The following is a 22,286-nucleotide window of genomic DNA, read 5'->3' as shown; positions in this document are numbered from 1 at the left end:
ATGCCGACGCCTTCGGACCAGCCGGTGCCGTCGGCCGCGGCGCCGAACGACTTGCAGCGGCCGTCCCGCGACAGCCCCTTCTGCCGACTGAACTCGATGAAGGTGTCGGGTGTGGTCATGACGGTGACGCCACCGGCCAGAGCGAGCGAGCACTCGCCGGCGCGCAAGGCCTGCGCGGCCATGTGCATGGCCACCAGCGACGACGAGCAGGCGGTGTCGATGGTGAGGGCGGGACCCTCGAGGCCGAAGGTGTACGACACCCGGCCCGACAGCACGCTGGCCGCCGTCCCCGTCATGCGCTGGCCCTCCGCACCCGCGCCCGTGCCCTCCTGGTCCCGGAACATGAAGGTGCCCGCGTAGACGCCGGTGTCGCTGCCGCGCAGGCCCGTCGGGTCGATGCCGGCCCGTTCCAGGGCCTCCCAGGAGGTCTCCAGGAGCAGCCGCTGCTGGGGGTCCATGGCGAGCGCCTCACGCGGGGAGATCCCGAAGAACTCCGCGTCGAACTCCGCCGCCTCGCGCAGGAATCCGCCTCGCTTGGTGTAGGAGGTCCCGCTGCTCCGCCCGTCCGGGTCGTACAGCGCCTCCAGGTCCCATCCGCGGTCGGCGGGAAAGTCCGAGATCGCCTCGCCCCCGGATGCCACCAAATCCCACAGCGCCTCGGGGGAGTCGATCCCGCCGGGCAGCCGGTTGGCCATGCCGACCACGGCGATCGGATCGTCCGCGGCACCGACCGGACCCCCGGCCGCGGAAGCCGGCGCAGCCGGGCCGCCGAGCAGTTCCGCGCGCAGGTACCGGACGACGGACTCACCGGTGGGGTGGTCGAAGATCAGGGTGGGCGGCATCCTCAGCGCCGAGACCGCGCCCAGCCTGTTGCGCAGTTCCACACCGGTGAGCGAGTCGAACCCCAGTTCGCGGAACGTGAGGTCTAGATCCACGGACCCCGGGGACGCGAACCCCAGCACGGCCGCGATCTCCCGCCGGACCAGTTCGGTCACGGCACGCTCGCGCTCCGGCTGCGACAATCCGGCGAGGCGCTCCGCCAGGGGGCTGTCGGCGACACCCCGCGAGGTGTAGGCCCCGGACGGCTCGCCGCCGGCGTCCGCGGACGAGGGAGTCGGGGCGGATCCCGTCTCCGACAGCCAGTACGACGCGCGCTGGAAGGCGTACGTCGGCAGCTCGACGCGTCGGCCGGGCGCGGCACGGCGCCAGTCGACAGGCACTCCGTGGGCGTGCAGTTCGCCCAGGGCCGACAGCAGCGTGGGCACGTCGGCGCGTGAGCGTCGTGCGGTGGTGATGAACGCCGCGTCCTCGGTGAGGCAGTCGCGGCCCATCGCCGCCAGCACGGCGTCCGGTCCCACCTCCAGATAGGTGCGGACTCCGGTCTCCTCCACCGCGCGCATGCCGTCGAGGAAGCGCACGCCTTCGCGGGCGTGGCGCACCCAGTAGTCGGCGGTACAGATCTCCTCGGCGCCGACCGTACGGCCCGTCAGGTTCGACACCACGGAGATGCGGGGCGTGCGGTAGTCCAGCCGCCGGGCGACCTCGCGGAACGCGTCGAGCATCGCCGCTATGCGGGGCGAGTGGAAGGCGTGGCTGACCTGGAGCCGCTTCGTCTTGCGGCCCTGCCGTTCCCAGTGGCGGGCGACCTCCAGGACGGCGTCCTCGTCACCCGAGATCACTGTCGACACAGGCCCGTTGGCCGCCGCCAACGCCACCTCGTGCTCGCGCCCGGCGAGGGTGGTGAGCAGTTCCTGCTCGGACGCCTGCACGGACACCATGGCGCCGCCCTCGGGCAGCTCCTGCATCAACCGGCCACGCGCTGCCACCAGTTTCGCGGCGTCCGGCAGCGACAGCACGTCCGCGACATGGGCGGCGGCCAGCTCGCCGACCGAGTGCCCAAGGACGACGGACGGGGCGAGACCCCACTGGCCCAGAAGCTTGTGAAGGGCGACCTCGTAGGCGAAGAGCGCGGGTTGGGTGTAGCGGGTCTGGTGGAGCAGCGCGCCGTCGGAGGAGTCTGGATCGGCGAACATCACGGCCCGCAAAGGCCGTTCGAGCTCCGCGTCGAGCAGAGCGCACACCTTGTCCAGCGCCCGGGCGAATATCGGGAACGCCCGGTACAGGTCGCGCCCCATGCCCGCGCGCTGACTGCCCTGGCCGGTGAACAGGAACGCCACGGCGCCGTCGCGGGCCACCGCGCGCACGAGTCCGGGCGCGGGTGTCCCGGCCGCGACGCGATCGAGCGAGGCCAGCAGGGCGGGCCGGTCCTCGGCGAGGACGACCGCACGGTGCTTGAAGTGCGTACGGGTGGTGGCGAGGGAGTGCGCCACGTCCTGCAGGGGCAGTTCGGGGTGGTCCGCGAGATGCCGGGCGAGCCGAGCGGCCTGAGAGCGAACCGCCGCTTCGGTCCGGGCGGACAGCGGCGCGAGAACCGGGACGTTTCCGGGGGCGCTCGGCGCTGGGTGCGTCACCCGGGCGGCCGGCCAATCGGACAGCACCAGATGGCAGTTGGTTCCACCCATCCCGAAGGAGCTGACTCCCGCGAGGACCGGGGTGTCGCCACCGTGCAGCGCGGTGGTCCCGGTGCCGACGGCGATGCGCAGTTCGTCGAGAGGGATCGCCGGTCCGGCCTGCTCGAAGTTGAGGCTCGGCACGAGCGTGCCGGCGCGCAGACATAGCGCGGCCTTGATGAGTCCCGCGATTCCCGCCGCTCCTTCGAGGTGCCCGATGTTGGTCTTCGCGGAACCGACCAGCAGCGGCTTGTCCGCGGGCCGCCCGGCGCCAAGGACCGTACCGAGAGCCGCCGCCTCGACGGGATCGCCGACCGGGGTCCCGGTGCCGTGCAGCTCCACGAACCGCACCGCCGACGGCTCGACGGCGGCTTCCGCGCAGGCCCGGCGCAGGACGTCCTCCTGCGCGGCGCGCCGGGGTGCGGTGAGCGCGCCGCCCCCGCCGTCGTTGTTCACGGCACCGCCCCGGATGACGCAGTAGATCCTGTCCCCGTCGGCGATCGCCGTCCGCAGTGTCTTGAGTACGACGATCCCGCCGCCCTCGCCGCGGACGTAGCCGTCGGCCCGGGCGTCGAAGGTGTACGTCCGGCCCTCGGGCGACAGCGCCCCGAACCGCTCGGCGACGCTGAAACCCTCCGCGGTCAGGTTGAGGCTGACCCCGCCGGCCAGGGCCACGGTCGACTCGCCCCTGCGCAGGCTCTCGCAGGCGAGCCGGACGGCCACCAGCGACGAGGACTGGCCGGTGTCCACGACCAGGCTCGGCCCAAGCAGCCCCAGGGCGTAGGACAGCCGGTTGGCGATGATGCCCCGGCTGGTGCCGGTGATGGTGTGGTGGGTGAGGGCGTCGGTGCCGTACTGATGGACGAGCTTGGCGTAGTCGTCCCAGATCGCGCCGATGAAGACTCCGGCGGAGGTATCGCGCAGCGCGGCCGGGACGATGCCGGCGTTCTCCAGGGACTCCCAGCCCAGTTCGAGAGCCAGCCGCTGCTGCGGGTCCATGGCCGTCGCCTCGCGGGGCGAGACACCGAAGAACTCCGGCTCGAATCCGTCGACCCGGTCCAGGAACCCGGCCGGCGTGAGGGAAGTGCCGGCCGGGAGTCCGGGCCGGTCCGCGGGGAGCGGGCCAACGGCGCTCTCAGCACGAGACAGCAGTCGCCAGAAGGCGTCGGGGTCCTCGGCGCCGGGGAACCGGCAGGCGACGCCCACCACGGCGATGGCCTCGTGGGGCGGTGAATACTCCTGGGGACGACCGGATCCGGGACGGATGGCCATGTTCTTCGCTCTCCCTGTCGGCAAAACGGCACGTGCCGGGCCGGGCCCGTGGTGCGCAGACGTGCGTGACGTGACGCGGGCGGGGACCCGGCAGCGCAGCCGTGCCGCTGCCGGGTCCGTTCCCGCGTGGGTGATTCGGGCGGTGAGGGCTCAGGTCCTGTCGGCGGGTTCGGACGGCGCCGAGGTACGGCACGGATGCGCATGCCCCGCCCCCTGATCCGGACGACGGGCTTACGTGTAGGTGTGGAACCCGCGGCCGGACTTCTTGCCCAGCAGTCCGGCCTCGACCATGCGCAACAGCAGTGCGGGCGGGGCGTACAAGGGTTCCTTGAACTCCTCGTACATCGCCTCGGCGATGGATACGGTGGTGTCGAGGCCGATCAGGTCGGCGAGTTGGAGCGGGCCGAGCGGGTGGGAGCAGCCCAGGGTCATGCCCCGGTCGATGACCTCCGCGGTCGCCAGGCCGGAGTCGACCATGCGGATCGCGGACAGCAGGTAGGGGAACAGCAGGGCGTTCACCACGAACCCGGCCCGGTCGGGAGACTTGATGGCCGTCTTGCCGAGCCGGCCGACGACGAACTCCTCGGTATGCGCGCTGATCTGAGGGTCGGTCACGATCGAGTCGACGATCTCGACGAGGGGCAGGACGGGCGCCGGGTTGAAGAAGTGGACGCCGATCACGCGTTCAGGCCGGGTCGTGGCCCGGGCGAGCCGGGCGATGGACAGGGAGGACGTGTTCGAGGCGAGGACCGCGTCCGGCGACTGGACGATCTTGTCGAGGGACGCAAAGAGATCGAGCTTGAGTGCCTCGTCCTCCTTCACGGCCTCGACCACCAGCTGACGGTCACTCAGCTCGCCCAGGTCGCGAGTGAAGGTGATCCGGCGCAGGACGTCGCCGCGCCGCTCCTGGGTGATCTTTCCCTTGGTCACGGCCCGGTCCAGCGAGCGCGCCACCCGCGCGGCACCGGCCTGCAGGGACCTGTCGGACGAGACGGCGACCCGTACCTCGCAGCCCGCTTTCGCGCACAGCTCCGCGATCCCGGCGCCCATGATGCCGCTGCCGACGACGCCGATCCGTTCGATGCCGGGCCGCGCGCTGTCGGCCGCGGTGCCGGTGGCGCTCATGCCGCCGCCCCCCAGCGCAGCAGCGACGCCCCGATGGCCATGCCGCCGCCGAATCCGGCCAGCAGCACGAGATCGCCCGGTGTGAGCGCACCGGAGCGGTTCGCCGCGTCGAGCGCGACCGGCACCGACGCACTGCCGACGTTGCCGTACTTCTGCAGGGTGCGATGGGTGATCGCGCCGGTCAGGCCGGCCAGTTCGACGACCTCGCCGAGCATGACGCCGTTGGCCTGGTGCGGCACGAAGTGGTTCACCTCGGACACGCCGACGCCCAGTCGCCCGACGAGGGCGGTGAGGGCTTGCGGTACGTGCTCGCCGACGAAGTCGCGGACACCGCGGCCGTTCATCCGGAAATAGTGGCCGCCTTCGGCCAGAGTGGTCTCCGACGTGGGGTTCCGGCTGCCGCCGGCCTCCACCCGGATCAGATCGTGCGCGTCGCCGCGGCTGACGAGGTCGGTGCCCAGGATGCCGTACGGCTCGGCGACCGGTCCGAGCACCGCGGCCCCGGCGCCGTCGGCGAACAGTACGGCCGTGCGCCGGTCGTCGAAATCCAGGATCCGCGAGTAGAGGTCGGCCCCGATGACGAGCACATGGGAGTCGGGGCGGCCCTCGGCCAGGCTGCGGCCTATCTCCATCGCGTACACGAACCCGCTGCACACCACGTTGACGTCGAAGCAGGCCGACCGGTAGGCGCCGAGCGCGTCCTGCACCAGATACGACGTGGGCGGCTGCGGGAAGTCTCCGGTAGAGGTCGACACGATCAGGTAGTCGATCCGGTCCGCGGTGAGGCCCGCCTGCTCCAGCGCCCGCTCCGCCGCCTTGACCGCGAGATCGGACGTGGCTTCGTCCGGGCCGGCGAAACGGCGCGACACGATCTGGGTCTTGCGCTCGATCCACTCGGCGCTGACGCCGACACGGGCGGCAATCTCCTCGTTGCCGACCTCTTCCTTGGGCAGGTACGAACCGGTGGCCAGAATCCCTGTGCGTTTGCCTGTCACGTCACGCAGCCCTTTCCTGGGACTTCGCGGGTTCGGAAGACGCGTTCCGGCCTGCCGTACGCAGCGGGTTGAGCCGCTCGGCTCCGATGGCGGCGCGCCTCTCGGGGTCGGTGACCCCGAGGCCCTCCTCCGGAGCCAGACACAGGACGCCGACCTTCCCGATGTGCCGGTTGCGCTGGACGAGCCTGGCAGCCTCGGCAGCCTCGGCCAGTGGATACACGTCCGAGAGGACGGGGGACAGATGCCCGAGGTGGATCAGCCGGTTCAGCTCCCATTGTTCCTGGAGGTTCGCGGCGTGACTGCCCACAATGCGTTTGAGGTTCATCCATAGATAGCGGTTGTCGAACTGATGCTGATAACCCGTGCTGGAGCCGCAGGTGACGACGGTTCCGCCCCGGCGTACCACAAAGACCGAAATGCCGAACGTGGCCTGTCCGATGAAGTCGAAGACCACGTGCGGATCCTCGCCCACGGCGGTCCTGATGGCCCGCCCGAGCCGCTTTCCCAATTCGATGGTCCGTTCCGGGGTGAGCACCTCGTCGTTGCCCAGCCCGATCTCGGTCCGGTTGATCACGACATCGCATCCCAGAGAACGCAGGATGTCGGCCTTCTCGTCCGAACTGACCACGCCGATGGGGATTCCGCCGGCATTCTTGACCAACTGAACGGCGAATGCCCCGAGCCCGCCGGTCGCTCCCCAGATCAACACGATGTCGCCCTGCTTGATGCGGGCCCCGTTGTCGCTGACGAGCATGCGATAGGAGGTGGCGGCGGTCAGCAGGACGCCCGCCGACTCCTCCCACGTCAGATGAGCCGGCTTGGCGAGCAGTTGGCTCGCTCGTACGACGGCGTAGTGGGCCAGACCGCCGAAGTTGGTCTCGTATCCCCAGATGCGCTGGCCGACGCCGAGCATTCCGTCGGCGTGCGTGGCCGGTTCCTGGTCGTCCACCTGTACGCAGCTGACCACGACATGGTCTCCCGGACGCCAGTTGCGCACCCCCGCGCCCGCCCGTACGACGACTCCCGACGCGTCGGAGCCCAGGACGTGGTGGGGCAGGTCGTGCCGGGCCGCGTAGTCGCCCTCCCGGCCCATCCGCCGCAGGAAGTCGAATGTGGGAACCGGCTGGAAGGTAGCCGACCACACCGTGTTGTAGTTGATCGAACTCGCCATCACGGCCACGACGACTTCGTCTGGAGCGATGTCGGGCATGGGTACGCGATCCACGTGGATGGATTTCCTGACGTCTCTGTCCTGGACGCCGTCGAACATGGGCAGATCATCAATGCGTAGATGAGCGGCGAGATAGTTCTCGGGGAGATCGATCTCCTCGATTTTCTCCGCGTCGGCACCTGCCAGGAGAGCTTCGGTCAACGCATCCATGCCGGCCCCTTCCGTTAGGAGAACGGCTGCTCCACGATGGAAGCCGCCGCGTTCTGATCAGATCCGTCGGGGAGGCCGACCCAACAGGTGACAAGTCCCCGCGACTGCCGCCACGTTACGCATTCGCATGCGTCGGCCCGTACCCTTAACCGCCCCCTAGGCGGCACCCCATAGGGGTGGGGGATCTACGCGGATAGGGGTTTTTGTCGATCGCCGGTAACACGCGGGGACACCTCGCGTGCGAACGCCCGGTCCCGGTGGAACGAGGAGGGCGGTGACGGGTCGAGGCAAGCCGGGGGCCTCGCACCGGCCGTATCGACGGCGACCCGGTGCGAGCCGGGCGCATCCGTGTCGATCCTGCCCAACAGACGGCGGGTATCCGTGTCGATCACGACGACACCGCCGGACCGGTCGGCCTGCCCTCCACGCTGACGTGCAGGCGACCGGCCACCGGATCGAGCGCCATCCCGTGCGGCGTGCCGTCCGGGGCGAGGCCGACCACCTCGACGAGCCGGTGCGTGTCGGGGTCGATGACGGTCGGAGTCCCTGTGGTTGCGCCGCGAAGCTCGCAGTACGGGGCAGGGCCGGGCATCCTTCAGCGCGCGCGTTGTACCGCCTGCACGTGCCGCACAGCCCACCACAGGGCCAGCGAGTCCTCGGTGCGGGCGGGATCCAGGCCGGTTGCGGCGGTGAGTGCCCGCAGTCGGTAGCGCAAGGTGTTGGGGTGGATGAACAGGGCAGCGGCGGCCTGGTCGATGTTGGCGTCGGCGGCCAGGTAGGTGTCCACGGTGTGGACTGCGGTAGTGCGGCGCTCGTCGGTGAGGTGTCCGAAGCAGCGGGTGACCAACTGTTCTCCGACCGTGGGAAGGGCCAGCACTGCCGAGTGGAGGGGGAGCTCGCCTGCGGTGACGCAGCGCCGGATGCCAAAGGCGACGGCCAGTTCGCTGGCCTGCTCCGCCTCGGCGAGTGACGCGCGCGCCTGGCTCAGCGGCCTCGATTCACTCAGCCCGACGGGCAGCCCCAGCGAAGCGGGCAACGGACCGACGGCCAGCCCGATCACCCGCTGCGGAGCCGGCTCGGCCAGCAGGGCGACGGTGTGCGGGCGCAGCGCCCGCTCGGCTGCGGTGCCACCCGAGGAGTGGCAGACTCGGTACTCTGCGTGCAGGTCCAGGCCCAGCATGTCGGCAGCGGCTGCCATTCCGCGGGTGGACCGGTGCACGGACTTGGCGATCACTGGAACGGGACCTGACGGTCTCCGCTGAGCACGCTGGATCACGCGTCAAGTTGACGTGGGGCTGTACGACCGATTCCCCGACGGCGAGTGGCATTTCGAGACGACGACCGATCACGCTCCTGGAGAGGACATGCGCAACCTCGCCATGGAGATGCGCAGCTTCCTGGAGGCTGAACCACCGGCGTGATCGGCGGGTGCCCAGTTGGCCGCCTACGGCTCACAGCACAAGATCCCGCACGGTGCTTCCCGGTCCGGCAACGACTTACGGCCGGGATACCGGAACCTTCGCTCACGCTGCGGCAGCAGCGGCTCCAGGTGCTCCCACAGTTCGTCCGACATAATCCACGGCGCTGTCCCCACACCGAACGGAACGCTCAACTCCTGTCCTGGACACGGCGACCAGGGCTGATCCACCTCATTGTGCCAGCCGTTGTGAGTGGCGGGTCCGCACGGCGCCCGTTGCGCTGAACAGGGTGAGCACAGTGACCCTCGTCCGGTCGCGGAGGCGAGGAGCACGGCCGGCCCGGGTCCGCCCGCCAGTAGGGGGGCGGACCCGTCCGAGGTCACCCGCTGCGCCGCGCACCGTGCGGGGCTGGGCGAACTCAGTGGCGCTTGGTCGCCTTCTGGACGCGGCTGATCAGCTTGGCGTCGAAGTGGGAGAACCTCTCCTCGTCCGGGTCCACCTCCTCCAGGATGTACCGGGCGAGCATCGCGTGGCCCGTGGCGTACTCCTGGTAGAGCGTCCAGATGGCCTCCCGCGCCGCGATCTGGCAGTCCACTTCGATCTCGGGAGCGCCCTCCTCGACCTCCGTCCAGTGGGACTCCCCTGCCACGCAGGTCAGAAGGTCATTCAACAGCCGAAGCCGCACAGGCTCGGCAAGATCTTCCTGCAAGGCGGCGGCGATCAGCGACGTCACCGGAACCGCCACCTCGAACAGCAGCGACTGGATGTTGATGTGCCCCTCGAGCGTCGCCTCCGCGATCTCGGCGGGGCTGCCGGCCTCCAGCAGACGGGCGAACGTCTCGGGAACGTGGGCGCCTGTTTCACCGCAACCGCACCGTAGTGAAGCCCAGTCGACCCGCTCGGCCTGAATCAGCGAGGGCCTTGTGGTCATGCCTGACCTCCAGATGCGGTCTTCGAGGTGTCGTTCATCGCGTGGAGTATAGGAGTCGTGTGGATCACTTCTTGTTCCACGGGCCGTCCATGAACAGGGCTCCGGGCTCGACGTCCTCGGGAAAGAGGAACCCCTGGCACTTGTCGCAGATGGGCATCTCGTCCCAGGCTCCCAACTCGGGGTCCCAGATCAGGGCACGGGTCAGCACGACACGGTTTGCGTCTCCGCCCAAGGCGTTGATCACGTTGCCTTCCGCGCAGTACCCGCAGCCTGAGGAGGCGACAGCTATCTCGTTCGTCTCGGCGTTGTAGCCGCCCGTCCATGCCTTCTTCATGACGCCGCTGCTGACCGGGATGCCGTCACTGTTGGGGAACAGGGTGCGTTGTGCCACCCGATTGCGGAGATTGCGTGCCCCCGCGAGGCCGTCCTCGATCCGTGTGCCCCTGGGCAGACGGGTCTTGACGACCGTCGCCGCCGAGGAAGCCTTGCGGCCGGGAGCCGTCTTCTGGACGGGCGCACGGGAGTCACGTGCCGACGGCTCGGTCCCCGACGCTCCGGCGTCGGGAGAACTCGGCTCGGCCGCCTCGGCATCCGTCGCGCGAGCCCGCTCCTGTGCGTTGGCCCGCTTCGCGGCGACGAGGTCGGCTGCGTCGTCGGCGGCCTCGCTTGAAGCACTTGCTTCCGCGCCGGCGGCAGCGGCTCCTGTCCCCCCTTCCTCCATGGCTCGTGCAGCGCCCACGCCGAGGCCCACGACGCGCACGCCGAGAAGCATGCTGCCGCCCGCTTCGGCATCGGCGGCACCCATGAAGGCACCTGCCACACAGTCCAGAACGCCGGTGGCTATGCAATACAGGCCGACCGGGAGCACGCCCACGCCGATGGCCGTGTAGATCAGCTGTCCGCCGTCATAGCTTTCGCACCGGTTGGTGCCGAAGTCCTCGGGCTGGCAGGGGGTTTCGCCGAGCGTGGGCGTCGGGGTCTGCGTGGAGCTCGGCGTCGGCCCCATGGAAGGCGCTGGGGTGGTCGACGGAGCGGGTGAGCTGGTCGAGCCGCTGGAACTCTTGGTGCCGCCACTGCTGTGGTGCTTCTTCTTGCCGCCGCAGTCGACGGCGCACTTGTTCATCGACGGGTCGTTGTACCAGTCGTCGAAGCCCGTGGGGTCGCTGCTGCTGGCCGGGTTGTCCGCGGCGTAGGTGTAGCCGCCCATCTGGTTGGGGTCGCCGGCCTGGAAGACCGGGTCGGGGCTGAGGAAGCGCCCTGTGACGGGGTCGTAGTTGCGGGCCCCCAGCAGATCGAGGCCGGTGACCGGGTCGACGGGCTGCCCGAGGAAGCCCTTGTTCTCGTCCGCGGCCACCCACGAACTCGGCTTGGCGCCGCGGGGGTTGCCGTACGGGTCGTACGAGCGGCGGCTGACGGCGAGGGTGGACGCGTCGATGGCGGTCAGCGCGGTGCCCTGGCCGTTGGCGACCTGGTAGGTGACGCTTCCGGTGCTGGAGCGGGTGACGGTGGTGCCGTCGGGTCCGGTGATGTTGCGCAGGCCGGTCCAGGTCTTGGCGGAGACGCTGAGGGTGATCTGCTCGGCGCCGCCGAAGAGGTAGAGGATGCGGGTCTTGTCGACGCCGTCGACCGCGGCGGTCTGCTCGAGCAGGCCGCCCTGGGCGTCGTAGAGGTACTTGCTGGTGTTGGTGTGGCTGCCGGAGGTGGTGGCGACGGTGGCGGTGCGGCCATCGGCGTCGTAGGTGAAGGTCTGGCCCTGGCCGGCCGGGATGGCGCCGGTGGCGGCGTTGGTCCAGGTCTGGCCGGTGCTGCCGCACGTGGCGAGGGTCAACTGGGTGCCGGTGGTGGCGGAGGCGGCCGGGTCGGTCAGGCACATCGCGGTGTTGGCGCTGCTGACCAGAGTGCCGGTGGTGGTGACCTTCCACTTCTGGGTGGCGTCGGTCTTGCATGTGTCGATCACCACGAGGGTGCCGCTGGTGGTGGCGTTGCCAGTGGTGTCCAGGCACATGCCGAGCACCTTGACCGTGCCGTCGGTGCCGACGGTCCACTTCTCACTGGTGGCGCCGTTGCAGGTGTTGATCTGCACCTTGGTGCCCGCGGTGGTGGCGCCGCCCGCGTCGTCGACGCACCGCTTGACCCCGCCTGTGATGGTGAACGAGCTGGTCAGCGGGCCAGTGGTGGTCACCTTGCGGGTGATGGTGTCGCCGGCGTTCGCGTTGGCGTAGGCGGGGTCGGTGTAGGTGGAGGCGACGGTCGCCGTTCCGGACGGGTTCGTGAGGGTCGTCGTTCCCGCCTGGTCCGGCAGCGTCGCGGGCGTCGTGCCGTTCGTGCCGGTGTAGGCGATGGTCTGCGTGGTGTCGTTGAGGGCGTTGCCGGTGGTGTCGTGGTTGACCGTGCCGGTCCGGTCGCCGAGCTGGTCGTAGGTGTAGGTCTGCCAGTAAGGGGCCGGGCCGCCGACGGTGGTGGCGGTGATCGGCGACGTGGTGGTCGTCTGCACCCGTGCGGTGGTGCAGCCGCCGACCGCGCCGGGAGTCGCCGCGCCCGGGTCGGTGATGCCGGCGGTGTCCGTCCAGGCGGCGGTCAGCCGCTGGAAGGAGTCGTAGGTGAAGCACTGGGTGTCGTGCTTGGTGTTGTCCTGCAGGTCGTCGACGGCGGTGAGTTCGCCGGCCTGGTTGTAGCGCAGATTGGTGACGTCCAGGGCGGTCGTGGAGGTCTGCAGCATGCTGCTGCTCTGGGTGACACGCCCGGTGGTGGCGTCGTACTGGGCGAAGGTCGCCAGTTCCTTGCCGGTGTGGCCGTAGTTGGCCTGGAGCACCCGTCCGAAGGCGTCGTGGACGGCGGTGTCGAGGTAGGCGGGGGTGTTGGCGGAGTTGATGAAGCCGCCGATGCCGTCGAGGTTGCCTTGCTGGGTGTAGCCGTAGTCGATGTCCTCGGCCGGCAGGTTGCCGTCCGCCTGGAAGTGCGTGGTGGACAGCAGGCCGACGGTGTCCGTGTAGTGGCTCGTGGTGGTGTAGGTGACGCTGCCCGAGGCGGGCGCGCTGGACTGTCCGGCCGCGGCGAAGCCGTCGGAGGACGGGATGGTCAGCGTGGTGCCCAGCGGCTGGTAGGCCGTGTTGTAGTCGGTGACGGCCTGCGTGTACGCCGATCCGTTGGCGCCGCCGACGTAGCGCGTGGCAGAGGTCTGGTACCCCTTGTCCAGCGTGTCGTACAGGTGCGAGACCAGCAGCTTGGACTGGTCCGGGGTGGCGGACCAGGGCGCGGCGTACTCGGCGGTGGGGCGGTTGTCCCAGTCGTAGGTGAAGGATTTCGCCTGGCCACGGGCGTCTGTGGTCTGCAGGAGGTTGCCGGAGACGTCGTACTTGTCGAAGGTGGTCTTGCCGGTGTTGGGGTCGGTCTGGGTCAGCTTCTGGCCGAGCAGGTTGTAGGTGTACGACCAGGTGTTGCCCGCGTTGTCCTTGATCGACTCGATCTGGCCCGCGGGGAAGTAGGTGTACTTGGTGGTGGCGTCCGCAGCCGCCACGGCACCTGCGGTGCCCTGCTTCCACAGCGTGGTGGTGCCGTTGGAGGCGACGACAGCCGCGGTGGAGTCGTTGCGGACCTGGAAGGTGGCGCCGGTGGTGGCCGTCAGGCCGGTGGTCCACAGCTGGGCGACGGCCGTGCTGTAGATGACGAGGTTGCCGTCGGTGCCGAACTTGGCCCAGGCACCGGCGTGTCCGGAGGTGCCGGAGGACCAGATCGTCGCGCCGGTCGCCAGGGCGGACAGCACGAGGTTGCCGTCCGACTGCATGGTCAGGCGCACGCTGTCGGAGGTGAGCGACGTCCCCGAGGGGATCACCGAGCCGCCCGTCAGCGTGACGGTGGAGCCGGTGTTCTTCACCACCGTGCTGGTGGTCTGTCCGATGGCATTGGTGAACGTGGCGGTGGAACGGCCTCCGGCGGGCGCCGTGGTGTCGACCTCGTCGGCACCGGGGTAGCCGGTGGAAGAGTGCCACTGCTCGGCGGCCTGGTGCCAGAGTGTCTCCTTCAGGGGCCGGCCCTCACCGTCGTAGGTGGTGGTGGTCTCCGAGGGGATCTGGTTCTCGTTCGCCGCGTACAGCGTGGCCGAGGGGAAGTTGTTCGGCTCCGAGTACGGCGCGTACGACGCCACCTGCCAGCCGTGGGAGTCGTAGAACGTGTCGGAGATGACCCGGCCCGAGTTGGAGTCGCCCATGGCGGTGGCCTGGGTCTGGCGGGGCTGGAGCATGCCGTCGTAGATCGTGACGGAGGTGGCGTAGGTGCCGTCGTCGCGCAGGGTCTTGGAGGTGACCGAGGTCGGCGCACCCGGCTGGGTGATGGTGTCGCCCGGCGCGGGGACGGCACCGGGGTCGATCGAGTAGGCGAAGGTGCGGTCGGCGCTCTGGCCGGCGGCCTTGTCCCGGCCGGGGAGCCACACCGCAGTACGGCGGCCGAGCGCGTCGTACGTCATGTCGGTCTTGCGGCCGTTGGCGTCGACGTTCTCGGTGGACAGTCCCCGCAGCGGGTCGAGGGAAGAAGTGACCTTCCAGTTCTGGGAGTTGGTGCTGGCGATGGTGGTGGGGTTGGTGTTGCCGCCCGCCGAGGTCCAGGGCGGGGTGAAGTCCGTGTGGGTGTTCTGCCCCGTGACGTCGACCGTGTCGGTGATCCGGCCGGCGCCGTCGTACTTCATCGCCGAGTTGGTCTGCCAGTTCTCCGTGGTGCCGGTGTAACCGGTGGCCGTGCGCAGGGCGGTGACCCGGCCGACGGCCGTGCTGCCGGACTGCTCGAGCTGCCCGAACGTTCCCAGGTTGGTGAGGCTGCCGTCGCCGTCGTAGTAGAGCTTGCGGTCCGCGATGAGGGTGCCGGCGCTCGGCGCGGTGCCGCACGGGCCGCTGACCGTGGTGGCCTGGTCCGGGTAGGACAGAGCCATCGGGTTGTCGGCCGGCGGCGTCGCGTAGGTGGTGGTGGCGCACTTCTCCTGTGCGGGGTCGACGCCGTCACCGTGGTCGTCGATGGTCGACAGGCGGCCCCGGCTGTCGTACGTGGTGTCGGACTTGGTGTGCCGCCAGGTCCCGTCAGCCAGGAGTTCGTACTTCAGGCTGCTGCTCGACTTGAGCCGGTGTGCGGTGAGGTCGGGCAGCGTGGACAGGGCCGGCTTCGTGTCGCCGGGGTTGTCCTCCTGGGTCCAGTCCGTCCACGGCGTCTGATTCGCGGAGGCCGTGGTGGTGAAGGAGAACGGACCGTCGACGCTGACGGCGTCGACGGTGCCGCCGGCCTGGGTGTAGGTGTCGTTCTGCAGCGCGGTGCCGGACAACAGGTCGGAGTCGGTCACGCTCAGTACCGTGCTGCCGCCGACCTTGGCGTCGACGCTGACGGAGCGTCGGGTGCCGTCGGCCTTGTAGTCGCCGTCCATGCCCTGCAGATAGGTGGTGCTCTGCTGGGTGACCTGTTCGGGGGCCTGGCCGGTCTTCACGGTGACGGTGCGGAAGCCGCGGAACTGGTCCCAGGTGCGGTACTGGTCGTCCGTGGTGGCGGAGTCGTCGCGGTGCCAGGCCGGCCCGGCGTAGCTGTAGCGGGAGATCTGGGTCTCGGAGCCCGCCGGGTTGTTCTGGGCGTCCGGCTTGTACTGGCCCGCGATGGTCAGGTCGGACACGGCCACGCTGTTGACGGTGACCTTGTTGAACCAGTCCGAGATCGGCTTGGAGGCGCCGGGCACGGTCCAGTAGACGGGGTAGCAGGACTCGGTGTTGCTGTCCGCCTGGGAGATCGAGAGCGTCTTGCCCGCGCACGGTGCCGAGTTGTACTCGACCGCGATCGACTCGCCGGTCTCCGTCTGGATGCTGGAGATCCGGGGCCGGTACAGCGGCGGAGCCGACGGGGAGTCGTCGTCGACCCGGTTGTCGATCTCGGTGCCGGTGAACGACACCTGATTCAGTGTGATGTCGTCGTTGCCGTTGCCGTAGGTGTCCTTGCCGGTGTGCTGGATGGACTGCAGCCACATCACAGCCTGCAGCATCCCGGCGTCCTTCGGGTCCACCGTGGTGCCGGTGACCGGGTCGACGGTGCCGCCCGCGTCCGAGTAGACCTGGCCCAGCTTGTAGGAGTCGACCGCGGTGAGCTGGTCGGTCGCCTTCACATGGACCTTGGTGGTGATGGAAGCGAGCCGGGTGGTGGTCCAGAACGTGGGTCCCGACGTGATGCACACGTCGTCGGGGACGGTGGTGGCGCCGTCGGGAAGTTTGGTCTTGTCGGTGGAGTCGCAGTGCAGGTCCCACGGCACGTCCGGCCAGTGGGTGCTGGTGCTGTCCTTGAGGTTGTCGGCCGAACAGTCGGTGAACGTGCTGGTGGTCTGGCAGCGCTGGGCCAGGCCGAAGTCCACCTCCGCGGCAGGGGTGCGCCCGGCCTGCTCGTCGGCCAGCGTGTAGCCGTAGGAGATGAGCGTCAGGGCGCCGCCGCGGGTGTACGAGGTCAGCGTGCCGGTGTCGTCCTGGTCGGTGGACTCGGCCGCCTGGCCGCCGCCCAGGTCGTAGTAGTTCGATTCGGTCGTGTAGTCGTAGCGCTGCACGAATCCGGACGGGGTGACCACGAAGTCGAGGTTCCAGCGCCAGCCCTCGGGCTTGTCGCACCGGGACGCCTTGCCCTTGGCGTCGTCGTGGCAGGGGTCGCTCGAGCGCGGGTGGAGGACCGGGACGCCCCAGGCGGAATGTGTGGAGGCGTCATCGGGGTTCGCGGGCATGGCGGCGCTGCCGGGACCGTTCGGGGCGTGGTCGGCGCCGAAGTAGGCCGCGGTGCCGTCCGTGGTCAGGACCCGGTAGTAGACGCCGTCGTGCAGGCCGTTGTCCGCGCCGGACAGCTCCTGCACGAGGGTGCCGTCGTCGCCCTGCAGCCGCCACTGCTTGATCTCCCCGGGCACGGTGGAGTCCACCCCGTCGGGCACGAGTACGCCGGAGTGCGAGCCGAAGGACAGCATGGCGTTGTCGCCGTCCCAGCACTCGTCTCCCGAGCCTTTGAGGACCTTGTCGCCATTGGAGTCGAGCAAGGAGTCGCACTTGCGGTACGCCCGCTCGACCGAACCGACCTGATAGCTCCAGCCGTCGCCGACCCAGGACGACTGGGAGTTGCGGGCGGTCGTCTCGCCGTCGACGGACTGGGAGTCGTAACCGAGCCCGACGGTCGGCGCGTTGCTGCCGACGGCGGACGGTACGGAGACCGGGTACGAATACGTGAACGAGCCCGTCGCCGACGCCTGCCAGGTTCCCGCCGCGGACAATTCCGTGGCCCCGTAGTCACCTTGCGACCCGGAGGCGCCGGAGGTCACCGCTAGCGCCGTGGTGCCGGCGGCAGCGGCAGCGGCCGCGGTCAGGGGTGCGGTGCGGGCCGACATCGCCGCCGGGCCGTGAGCGCTTTCGGACCGCTTCGGGGTGGCGGTGCCCTGGCCGGACGGCGAGGGCTGCGAAGACTGCGCACTCGCACTCGCACTCGCGTTCGGAGTCGTGGTGCCGTCACCGGCGCCCGTGCCCGCGCCGTCCGGGGACGGCGAGGGGCTGGCGCTCGCGATGGGCTCGGAACCGGCCCCGCCCTCAGCCGTGTTGGAGTCCTGCCCCTCGCCCGCACCGGATGCGGAGTTCATCGCGACCGTCGCCGTCAGCTGCTCCGCGGACGCCCGGTTGGTGAACTTCAGCGGCGTGGCCTTCTGGCACTCCGGCTTCTGCGGAGTGGTGAGGGCACAGCCCGGCAGTTGCACCAGCCGCAGCCGGGAGCCGTAACCACCGCCGTACGCACGGGCGATGGCCGAGTAGTCGATGACGACCTTCACCCGGCCCTTGGCGGACGTGGCGCCGGAGGGGGTGATGCCGAGGAGCATGCCGTTGGCGCCGGTGCGCAGCGTCTGGGCGCGGGAGGCGGACTGCACGCGTACGGAGTCGACGCCGTGCCCGGCATCGGCGGGTGCCACCCACACGGGCAGCGAACCCGCCTTGACCGGCTTCGAGTTCCCCTGTGAGCCCAGGTCGACGACGGCGGTTCCGGCCTTGGGCCAATGGGCCGTCTGGGACCGGTAAGTGCCCAGTGCCTTGTAGCCCTTGGGGTGCTTGTTCGCCTTCGGCTGGAGGAGATGCGCTCCTACGGCCTTGGTGACGGGGAGCTTCTTGGGGCGCCACACCTTGCCGTCGAACGAGAAGCCGCCGTGGTGGCCGAAGCCGTCGCCGCCGTCGTGGCCGGCCAGGAAGCCCGGCATGCCGAACCCACCCGCGATCGCCACCGGCAACAGCAGTGCGAACAGTGCGAGCGGAACCGTCCACAGCCCCAGTCCGCCGAAGAATCTCCGGTGCCACGTGCCCGCGAACCAGTGCCGTCTGCCACTCACGCGTAATCCCCCCACAGAACAGCCCTTTTGAGGGGCCGTCACACAGTCCGATCACTGGTCAGTGATCGACCGGAGGCTAGGTATGGTCATGATCGCGACTCAAGACCCTTTGCAATTTCCATGAAGAAACCATGCGTTTGTATGACAGTTCCTGTGTAGTTTTCTGTGCCGCAGTTGATCACTTTCCTGCTCTCTGTGGCACCCGGGCTTTCCCCCACCCGCTGCCCGCGATCCGAAGGAAGCCCACCAGGTGTTGAGACCACCGATCCGCATCGGCCGCAGACGCACGGCCACGGCCGGCCGACTGGCCCTGCTCGCCGCCGTGTTGAGCCTGGTCGCGGCCGTTCCGGCGCTGCCGGCCGCCGCCGACGACGCCTCGTCCGCCCCCGCCGACCCGCTACTGGCGGCCCGGGCCGAGGCTGTCTCCACCGGAGAGACGGTCCCGGTGGACGCACTGACCACGGAGGTGTCCACCACCGAGGCACTGCCCGACGGCACCTTCACCAACACGACCAGCGCACTGCCCACCCGGGTCTACAAGGACGGCAAGTGGACCCCGGTCGACTCCAGCCTGACGTCCGACGGCCACGGCGGTTTCGCACCCGAGGCCACACCCAACGCCGTGACGCTCTCGGGCGGCGGCGACGGCCCGCTGGTCAAGCTCACCCACGCCGACGGGCCCAGCATGGCCCTGACCCTGCCGTTCACGCTGCCCGCGCCGACCGTCAGCGGCGATACCGCGGTGTACCCCTCGGTGCTGCCCGGCGTCGACCTGTCGGTGTCCGTCACCGATCAGGGCGGCTTCAGCGACGTCCTGGTCGTCCACGACGCGGCTGCGGCCGCCAACCCGCAGCTTCGTAAGCTCCAGCTCGCGGTCGACGCCCACGACCTCACGCTGGCCACCACCGACGCCGACACCATGCAGGCCACCGCCGCCGACGGCGACCTGGCCTACACCAGCCCCCAGCCGCTGATGTGGGACTCCGCCACCACCCCCGCCAAGCTCGGCGGACCGGCCGCAGACATGACGTCCTCGGTGGACGGCCCCGGCCCGGAGGCCACCACCGAGCCGGTCGCCATGACCGCCACGAGCAAGGCCGTGACGCTGACCCCCGACGCGGGCATGCTCAGCGACCCGGACACCGCCTACCCGGTGTACATCGACCCCTACACCAACCCGGTCACCTCGACCGCAAGCCACTACACCGAGATCTACTCCAGCTCCACCTGCGACAACTCCCCCCAGTACGACAAGGCGCAGACCAACGGCCAGGGCGCGGGCTACCAACGCTGGGGCGGCGCATGCGGAGTCGGCGTGGAGCGCTCGTACTGGGCGATCAACACCGGCGGGCTGCACCCCTCGTTCGTCGTCGACGACGCCTACGTGAAGATCTCCACCACCTACGCGGCGAGCTACAACTGCAGCCAGAACCAGCCCCTTACGCTGCACACCACCAACGCCATCAGCGCGAGCACCGACTGGCTGTCGCGCCCAGGCGTCCACGACACCGCCTTCCCGCCGGTGACCGATACCGTGCCCAGCGGCGCCAACTCCGGCAGCTCGTGCAGCAACAGCACCGCCACCTTCCACGTGAAGGCCCAGGCCCAGAAGATCGCGGACGAGGACGGCAACGGCTACGACGCGGACGGCACTTTCGGCGACGGCGCCAACACCTGGACCATCGGTCTGTACGGCAACGAGTCGGAGTCGTCCAGCAACGACGACTACCTGCGCCTGTCGACCACGCTGACCCTCACCACCAAGTTCGACATCCCGCCGGGCATCCCGACCAACCTGCATTTCACCCCTGCCGCCGCCGGCGCCTCCGCCGCCTGCACCACCAGCGGAGTCGGCTGGATCGGCGCCACCACCTACTCGGACGCCGGCAGCAACGTCACCCTGCACTCCACCGTCACCAGCCAGATGTCGGGCGAGAACGTCAAGGCGCACTACTACGTCTGGGACCGCACCGTCGACCCGGACGGCGACGGCAGCGGGGCCTCCGTCTCCAGCCCCGACAGCGGCTGGCTGGCCTCCGGTTCGGACGCGCCGATGAAGATCGGCGCCACCTTGAAGGACGGCCACCAGTACGGCTGGGACGTCTACGCCGAGGACGACTCGGCGCAGGCCCTGACGTCGGCCAGGTCCGACCACTGCTGGTTCACCACCGACTTCACGGCACCGCCGACCCCCGACATATCCGGCAACGCCGCCTTCCCGCCGGTCGGAACGGCACGCGAGGGCGACCCGGTCTACGCGGGCCCAGGCAAGACCACCGACTTCACCGTGGCCGGCACCGACGCCGCCGCCGGCGACGACACCTGCGTCCCCGGCCCCTGCAATTCCAGTGGCATGAAGTCCTTCCTCTGGCAGCTCGACAGCCCGCCCACCGAGGCCGACGGCACCACCGCCGCGGTCTCCGGCACCGACAGCGAGGGCCGCTCCACCGCCACCATCCCCGTCCCGATCCAGGACTGGGGCGTGCACACCCTGTACGTCGCCGCGGTCGACAAGGCGGGCAACATCTCGACCAGCCCCGCCGGTTACACCTTCACGGTCCCCTGGAACCCCGCCACCCCCGTCAAGCCGGGCGACATCTCCGGCGACGGCGTGCCCGACCTGCTCGCCACCACCAAGACCGGCGACCTCGACCTGATCCCCGGCAACCAGGACCCGGGCCAGAACACCGCCCCCGTCCACAGCGACCCGGTCACCGGCACCCCGCCCGCCGTCACCGGCCCCGTCACGGTCTCCACCAAGGAGGATTCCCCCGACGGCACCGGCTGGAACAACTACCTCATCGCCCACCGCGGCAACCTGCACGGCGCGAGCGGCGACGACCTGTGGGCCTACAACAAGACCAGCCACAACCTCTACATCGTCAAGAACGACCTGGACCCGGTCGACGACGCCTCCGTCCCCCGAACCCCCTGGTCCACCCTCGGCGGCTTCGTCGACAAGCGCTTCGACCGCGTCGTCAAGGACGCCTGCGCGGCCTCCGACGTCGTCGCCGACGACACCCGCTGCCGCACCACCGACTACAACAGCACGAGCTGGAACGTCAGCCAGCTCATCGCCCCGGGCAACGTCTTCGGCAACACCGACGACTACCCCGCCGTCATCACCGTCGAGAACAAGGAACTCTGGATCTACCAGTCCGACGGCGGCTACCACCTCAAGAACCCGCTCCTGCTCGGTGACGGCGACTGGACCGGCCAGAGCCTGATCGCCGCGGGCACCTTCAAGGGCAAGCCCGTCCTGTGGTCCCGCGACAACACGACCGGCCAGCTGTACAGCTACCCGATCACCGTCGACCCGACCACACTGGTCCCCGACCTGCTCCACCCGGGCACGCACACCAGCCTCGGGCTCACCCTGTCGCCGACCGCCTACCCGGTCGTCGCCTCACCCGGCGACGTCAACAGCCCGGTCCGCAGCACCTCCACCAACCCCGGCGCCCCGGACGGCATGCCGGACCTGTACGCCGTCGACGCCTACGGCCAGCTCCTCGAGTACAACTACCGCCAGAGCCTGGTCCTCACCTCCCCGCCGACCTACGACTTCGCCCCGGCCGTCTCACTGGGATCGGTCACCGACACCGCCACCCACTGGTGGAAGCTGGCCGAAGGCAGCGGCGCCACGACCGCGGACAGCAACGGAACGCTCACCGCCGGCCTGTCCGGCGGCTATTCCTGGACCAACGACACCACCCGCGGCAACGCCGTGACCCTCAACGGCACCACCGGCTACGCCAGTACGACCGGCCCGGCCGTGGACAGCTCCAAGAGCTTCACCGTCTCCGCGTGGGTCAAGCTCACCTCACTGGGCACCGCCAACAGCACCTTCCTGTCCCAGAGCGGCACCACCAACAACGGATTCCAGCTGTACTACTCCTCCGGCGCCAAGTCCTGGGCCTTCGGCCGGCACAGCACCGACGCGAGCGGCGCCGTGTGGCGGGCGACCTACGGCGGCAAGCCGGTCGCGGGCCGGTGGACCCATCTCGTCGGCATGTACGACGCCACCGCCAAGCAGATCCGTCTCTACGTCGACGGCAAGCTCGCGGCCACCAACGACTGGACCTACACCCCGTGGAACGCCACCGGCCCGTTGCAGCTGGGCCGGAAGCTCTCCTCAGGGACCTACGGCGAATACACCAATGGCGCAATCAGCGACGTCCGCATCTATCCCTACGCCCTTCCCCCCGCCGATGCCGCGTCCGCCGGTGACCTGCCCAAGGTCGCCCAGCTCGACTGACACCTGACGGTCACTCCGTAGCGCCGCCCGTAGCGCCGCCCGC

Annotated in this window: 9 protein-coding genes and 2 pseudogenes; 2 read left to right on the top strand and 9 right to left on the bottom strand. The window is 69.8% G+C overall.

The window, feature by feature from the left end; translation table 11 throughout:
- The 6 genes from ACZ7OY_RS28470 to ACZ7OY_RS28445 all read right to left on the bottom strand — a co-directional run.
- On the bottom strand, positions 1–3,782 hold a 3,782-nt coding region (locus ACZ7OY_RS28470), incomplete at its 3' end, for a type I polyketide synthase (RefSeq protein ID WP_471914000.1).
- Positions 3,783–4,013: 231 nt separating this feature from the next.
- Positions 4,014–4,907, bottom strand: coding sequence for a 3-hydroxybutyryl-CoA dehydrogenase (locus ACZ7OY_RS28465; RefSeq protein WP_471913999.1), 894 nt, complete (start codon positions 4,905–4,907; stop codon positions 4,014–4,016).
- A complete protein-coding gene (locus ACZ7OY_RS28460) occupies positions 4,904–5,902 on the bottom strand; it encodes a 3-oxoacyl-ACP synthase III family protein (RefSeq protein ID WP_471913998.1) in 999 nt (332 codons plus the stop codon). Before ACZ7OY_RS28460 ends, ACZ7OY_RS28465 begins: the two co-directional genes overlap by 4 nt.
- Before the next feature lies 1 nt (position 5,903).
- Positions 5,904–7,283: a crotonyl-CoA carboxylase/reductase gene (ccrA, locus tag ACZ7OY_RS28455; protein WP_471913997.1), complete on the bottom strand. Its 1,380-nt coding sequence runs from the start codon at positions 7,281–7,283 to the stop codon at positions 5,904–5,906.
- Positions 7,284–7,671: 388 nt separating this feature from the next.
- Positions 7,672–7,875: a hypothetical protein gene (locus ACZ7OY_RS28450; RefSeq protein WP_471913996.1), complete on the bottom strand. Its 204-nt coding sequence runs from the start codon at positions 7,873–7,875 to the stop codon at positions 7,672–7,674.
- Positions 7,876–7,878: 3 nt separating this feature from the next.
- Positions 7,879–8,481 (bottom strand): PucR family transcriptional regulator, encoded by a 603-nt coding sequence (locus tag ACZ7OY_RS28445; protein ID WP_471913995.1) that lies wholly within the window; start codon positions 8,479–8,481, stop codon positions 7,879–7,881.
- Between ACZ7OY_RS28445 and ACZ7OY_RS28440 the strand changes: the two are divergent.
- Positions 8,403–8,704 (top strand): annotated as a pseudogene (locus ACZ7OY_RS28440) (DUF6228 family protein). The gene ACZ7OY_RS28445 and the pseudogene ACZ7OY_RS28440 overlap by 79 nt on opposite strands.
- A 38-nt stretch (positions 8,705–8,742) precedes the next feature.
- On the opposite strand, the pseudogene ACZ7OY_RS28435 reads toward ACZ7OY_RS28440, so the two are convergent.
- From ACZ7OY_RS28435 to ACZ7OY_RS28425, 3 genes and pseudogenes are all read right to left on the bottom strand, one after another.
- Positions 8,743–8,856, bottom strand: a pseudogene (locus ACZ7OY_RS28435) (IS5/IS1182 family transposase); the annotation flags it as partial.
- Positions 8,857–9,119: 263 nt separating this feature from the next.
- Entirely contained in the window at positions 9,120–9,632 is a 513-nt protein-coding gene (locus tag ACZ7OY_RS28430; protein WP_152890244.1) for a hypothetical protein, read from the bottom strand.
- 64 nt (positions 9,633–9,696) lie between these two features.
- The gene (locus tag ACZ7OY_RS28425; RefSeq protein WP_471913994.1) at positions 9,697–17,988 is read right to left on the bottom strand and encodes a ricin-type beta-trefoil lectin domain protein; all 8,292 of its coding nucleotides are present in this window, start codon (positions 17,986–17,988) and stop codon (positions 9,697–9,699) included.
- Positions 17,989–18,238: 250 nt separating this feature from the next.
- Between ACZ7OY_RS28425 and ACZ7OY_RS28420 the strand changes: the two genes are divergently transcribed.
- On the top strand, positions 18,239–22,243 hold the full coding sequence (locus ACZ7OY_RS28420) for a LamG-like jellyroll fold domain-containing protein (RefSeq protein WP_471913993.1): 4,005 nt from the start codon (positions 18,239–18,241) through the stop codon (positions 22,241–22,243).
- Positions 22,244–22,286 lie beyond the last annotated feature (43 nt).

The organism is Streptomyces sp. NPDC107559, from assembly GCF_055657365.1.
This window is presented reverse-complemented; position numbering and strand designations above follow the sequence as displayed.

Bases quoted from the DNA above. Each gene is read 5' to 3' on its own strand.
- ACZ7OY_RS28465 (WP_471913999.1), bottom strand. From the start codon at position 4,907: ATGAGCGCCACCGGCACCGCGGCCGACAGCGCGCGGCCCGGCATCGAA.
- ccrA (WP_471913997.1), bottom strand. From the start codon at position 7,283: ATGGATGCGTTGACCGAAGCTCTCCTGGCAGGTGCCGACGCGGAGAAA.
- ACZ7OY_RS28450 (WP_471913996.1), bottom strand. From the start codon at position 7,875: ATGCCCGGCCCTGCCCCGTACTGCGAGCTTCGCGGCGCAACCACAGGG.
- ACZ7OY_RS28445 (WP_471913995.1), bottom strand. From the start codon at position 8,481: ATGGCAGCCGCTGCCGACATGCTGGGCCTGGACCTGCACGCAGAGTAC.
- ACZ7OY_RS28430 (WP_152890244.1), bottom strand. From the start codon at position 9,632: ATGACCACAAGGCCCTCGCTGATTCAGGCCGAGCGGGTCGACTGGGCT.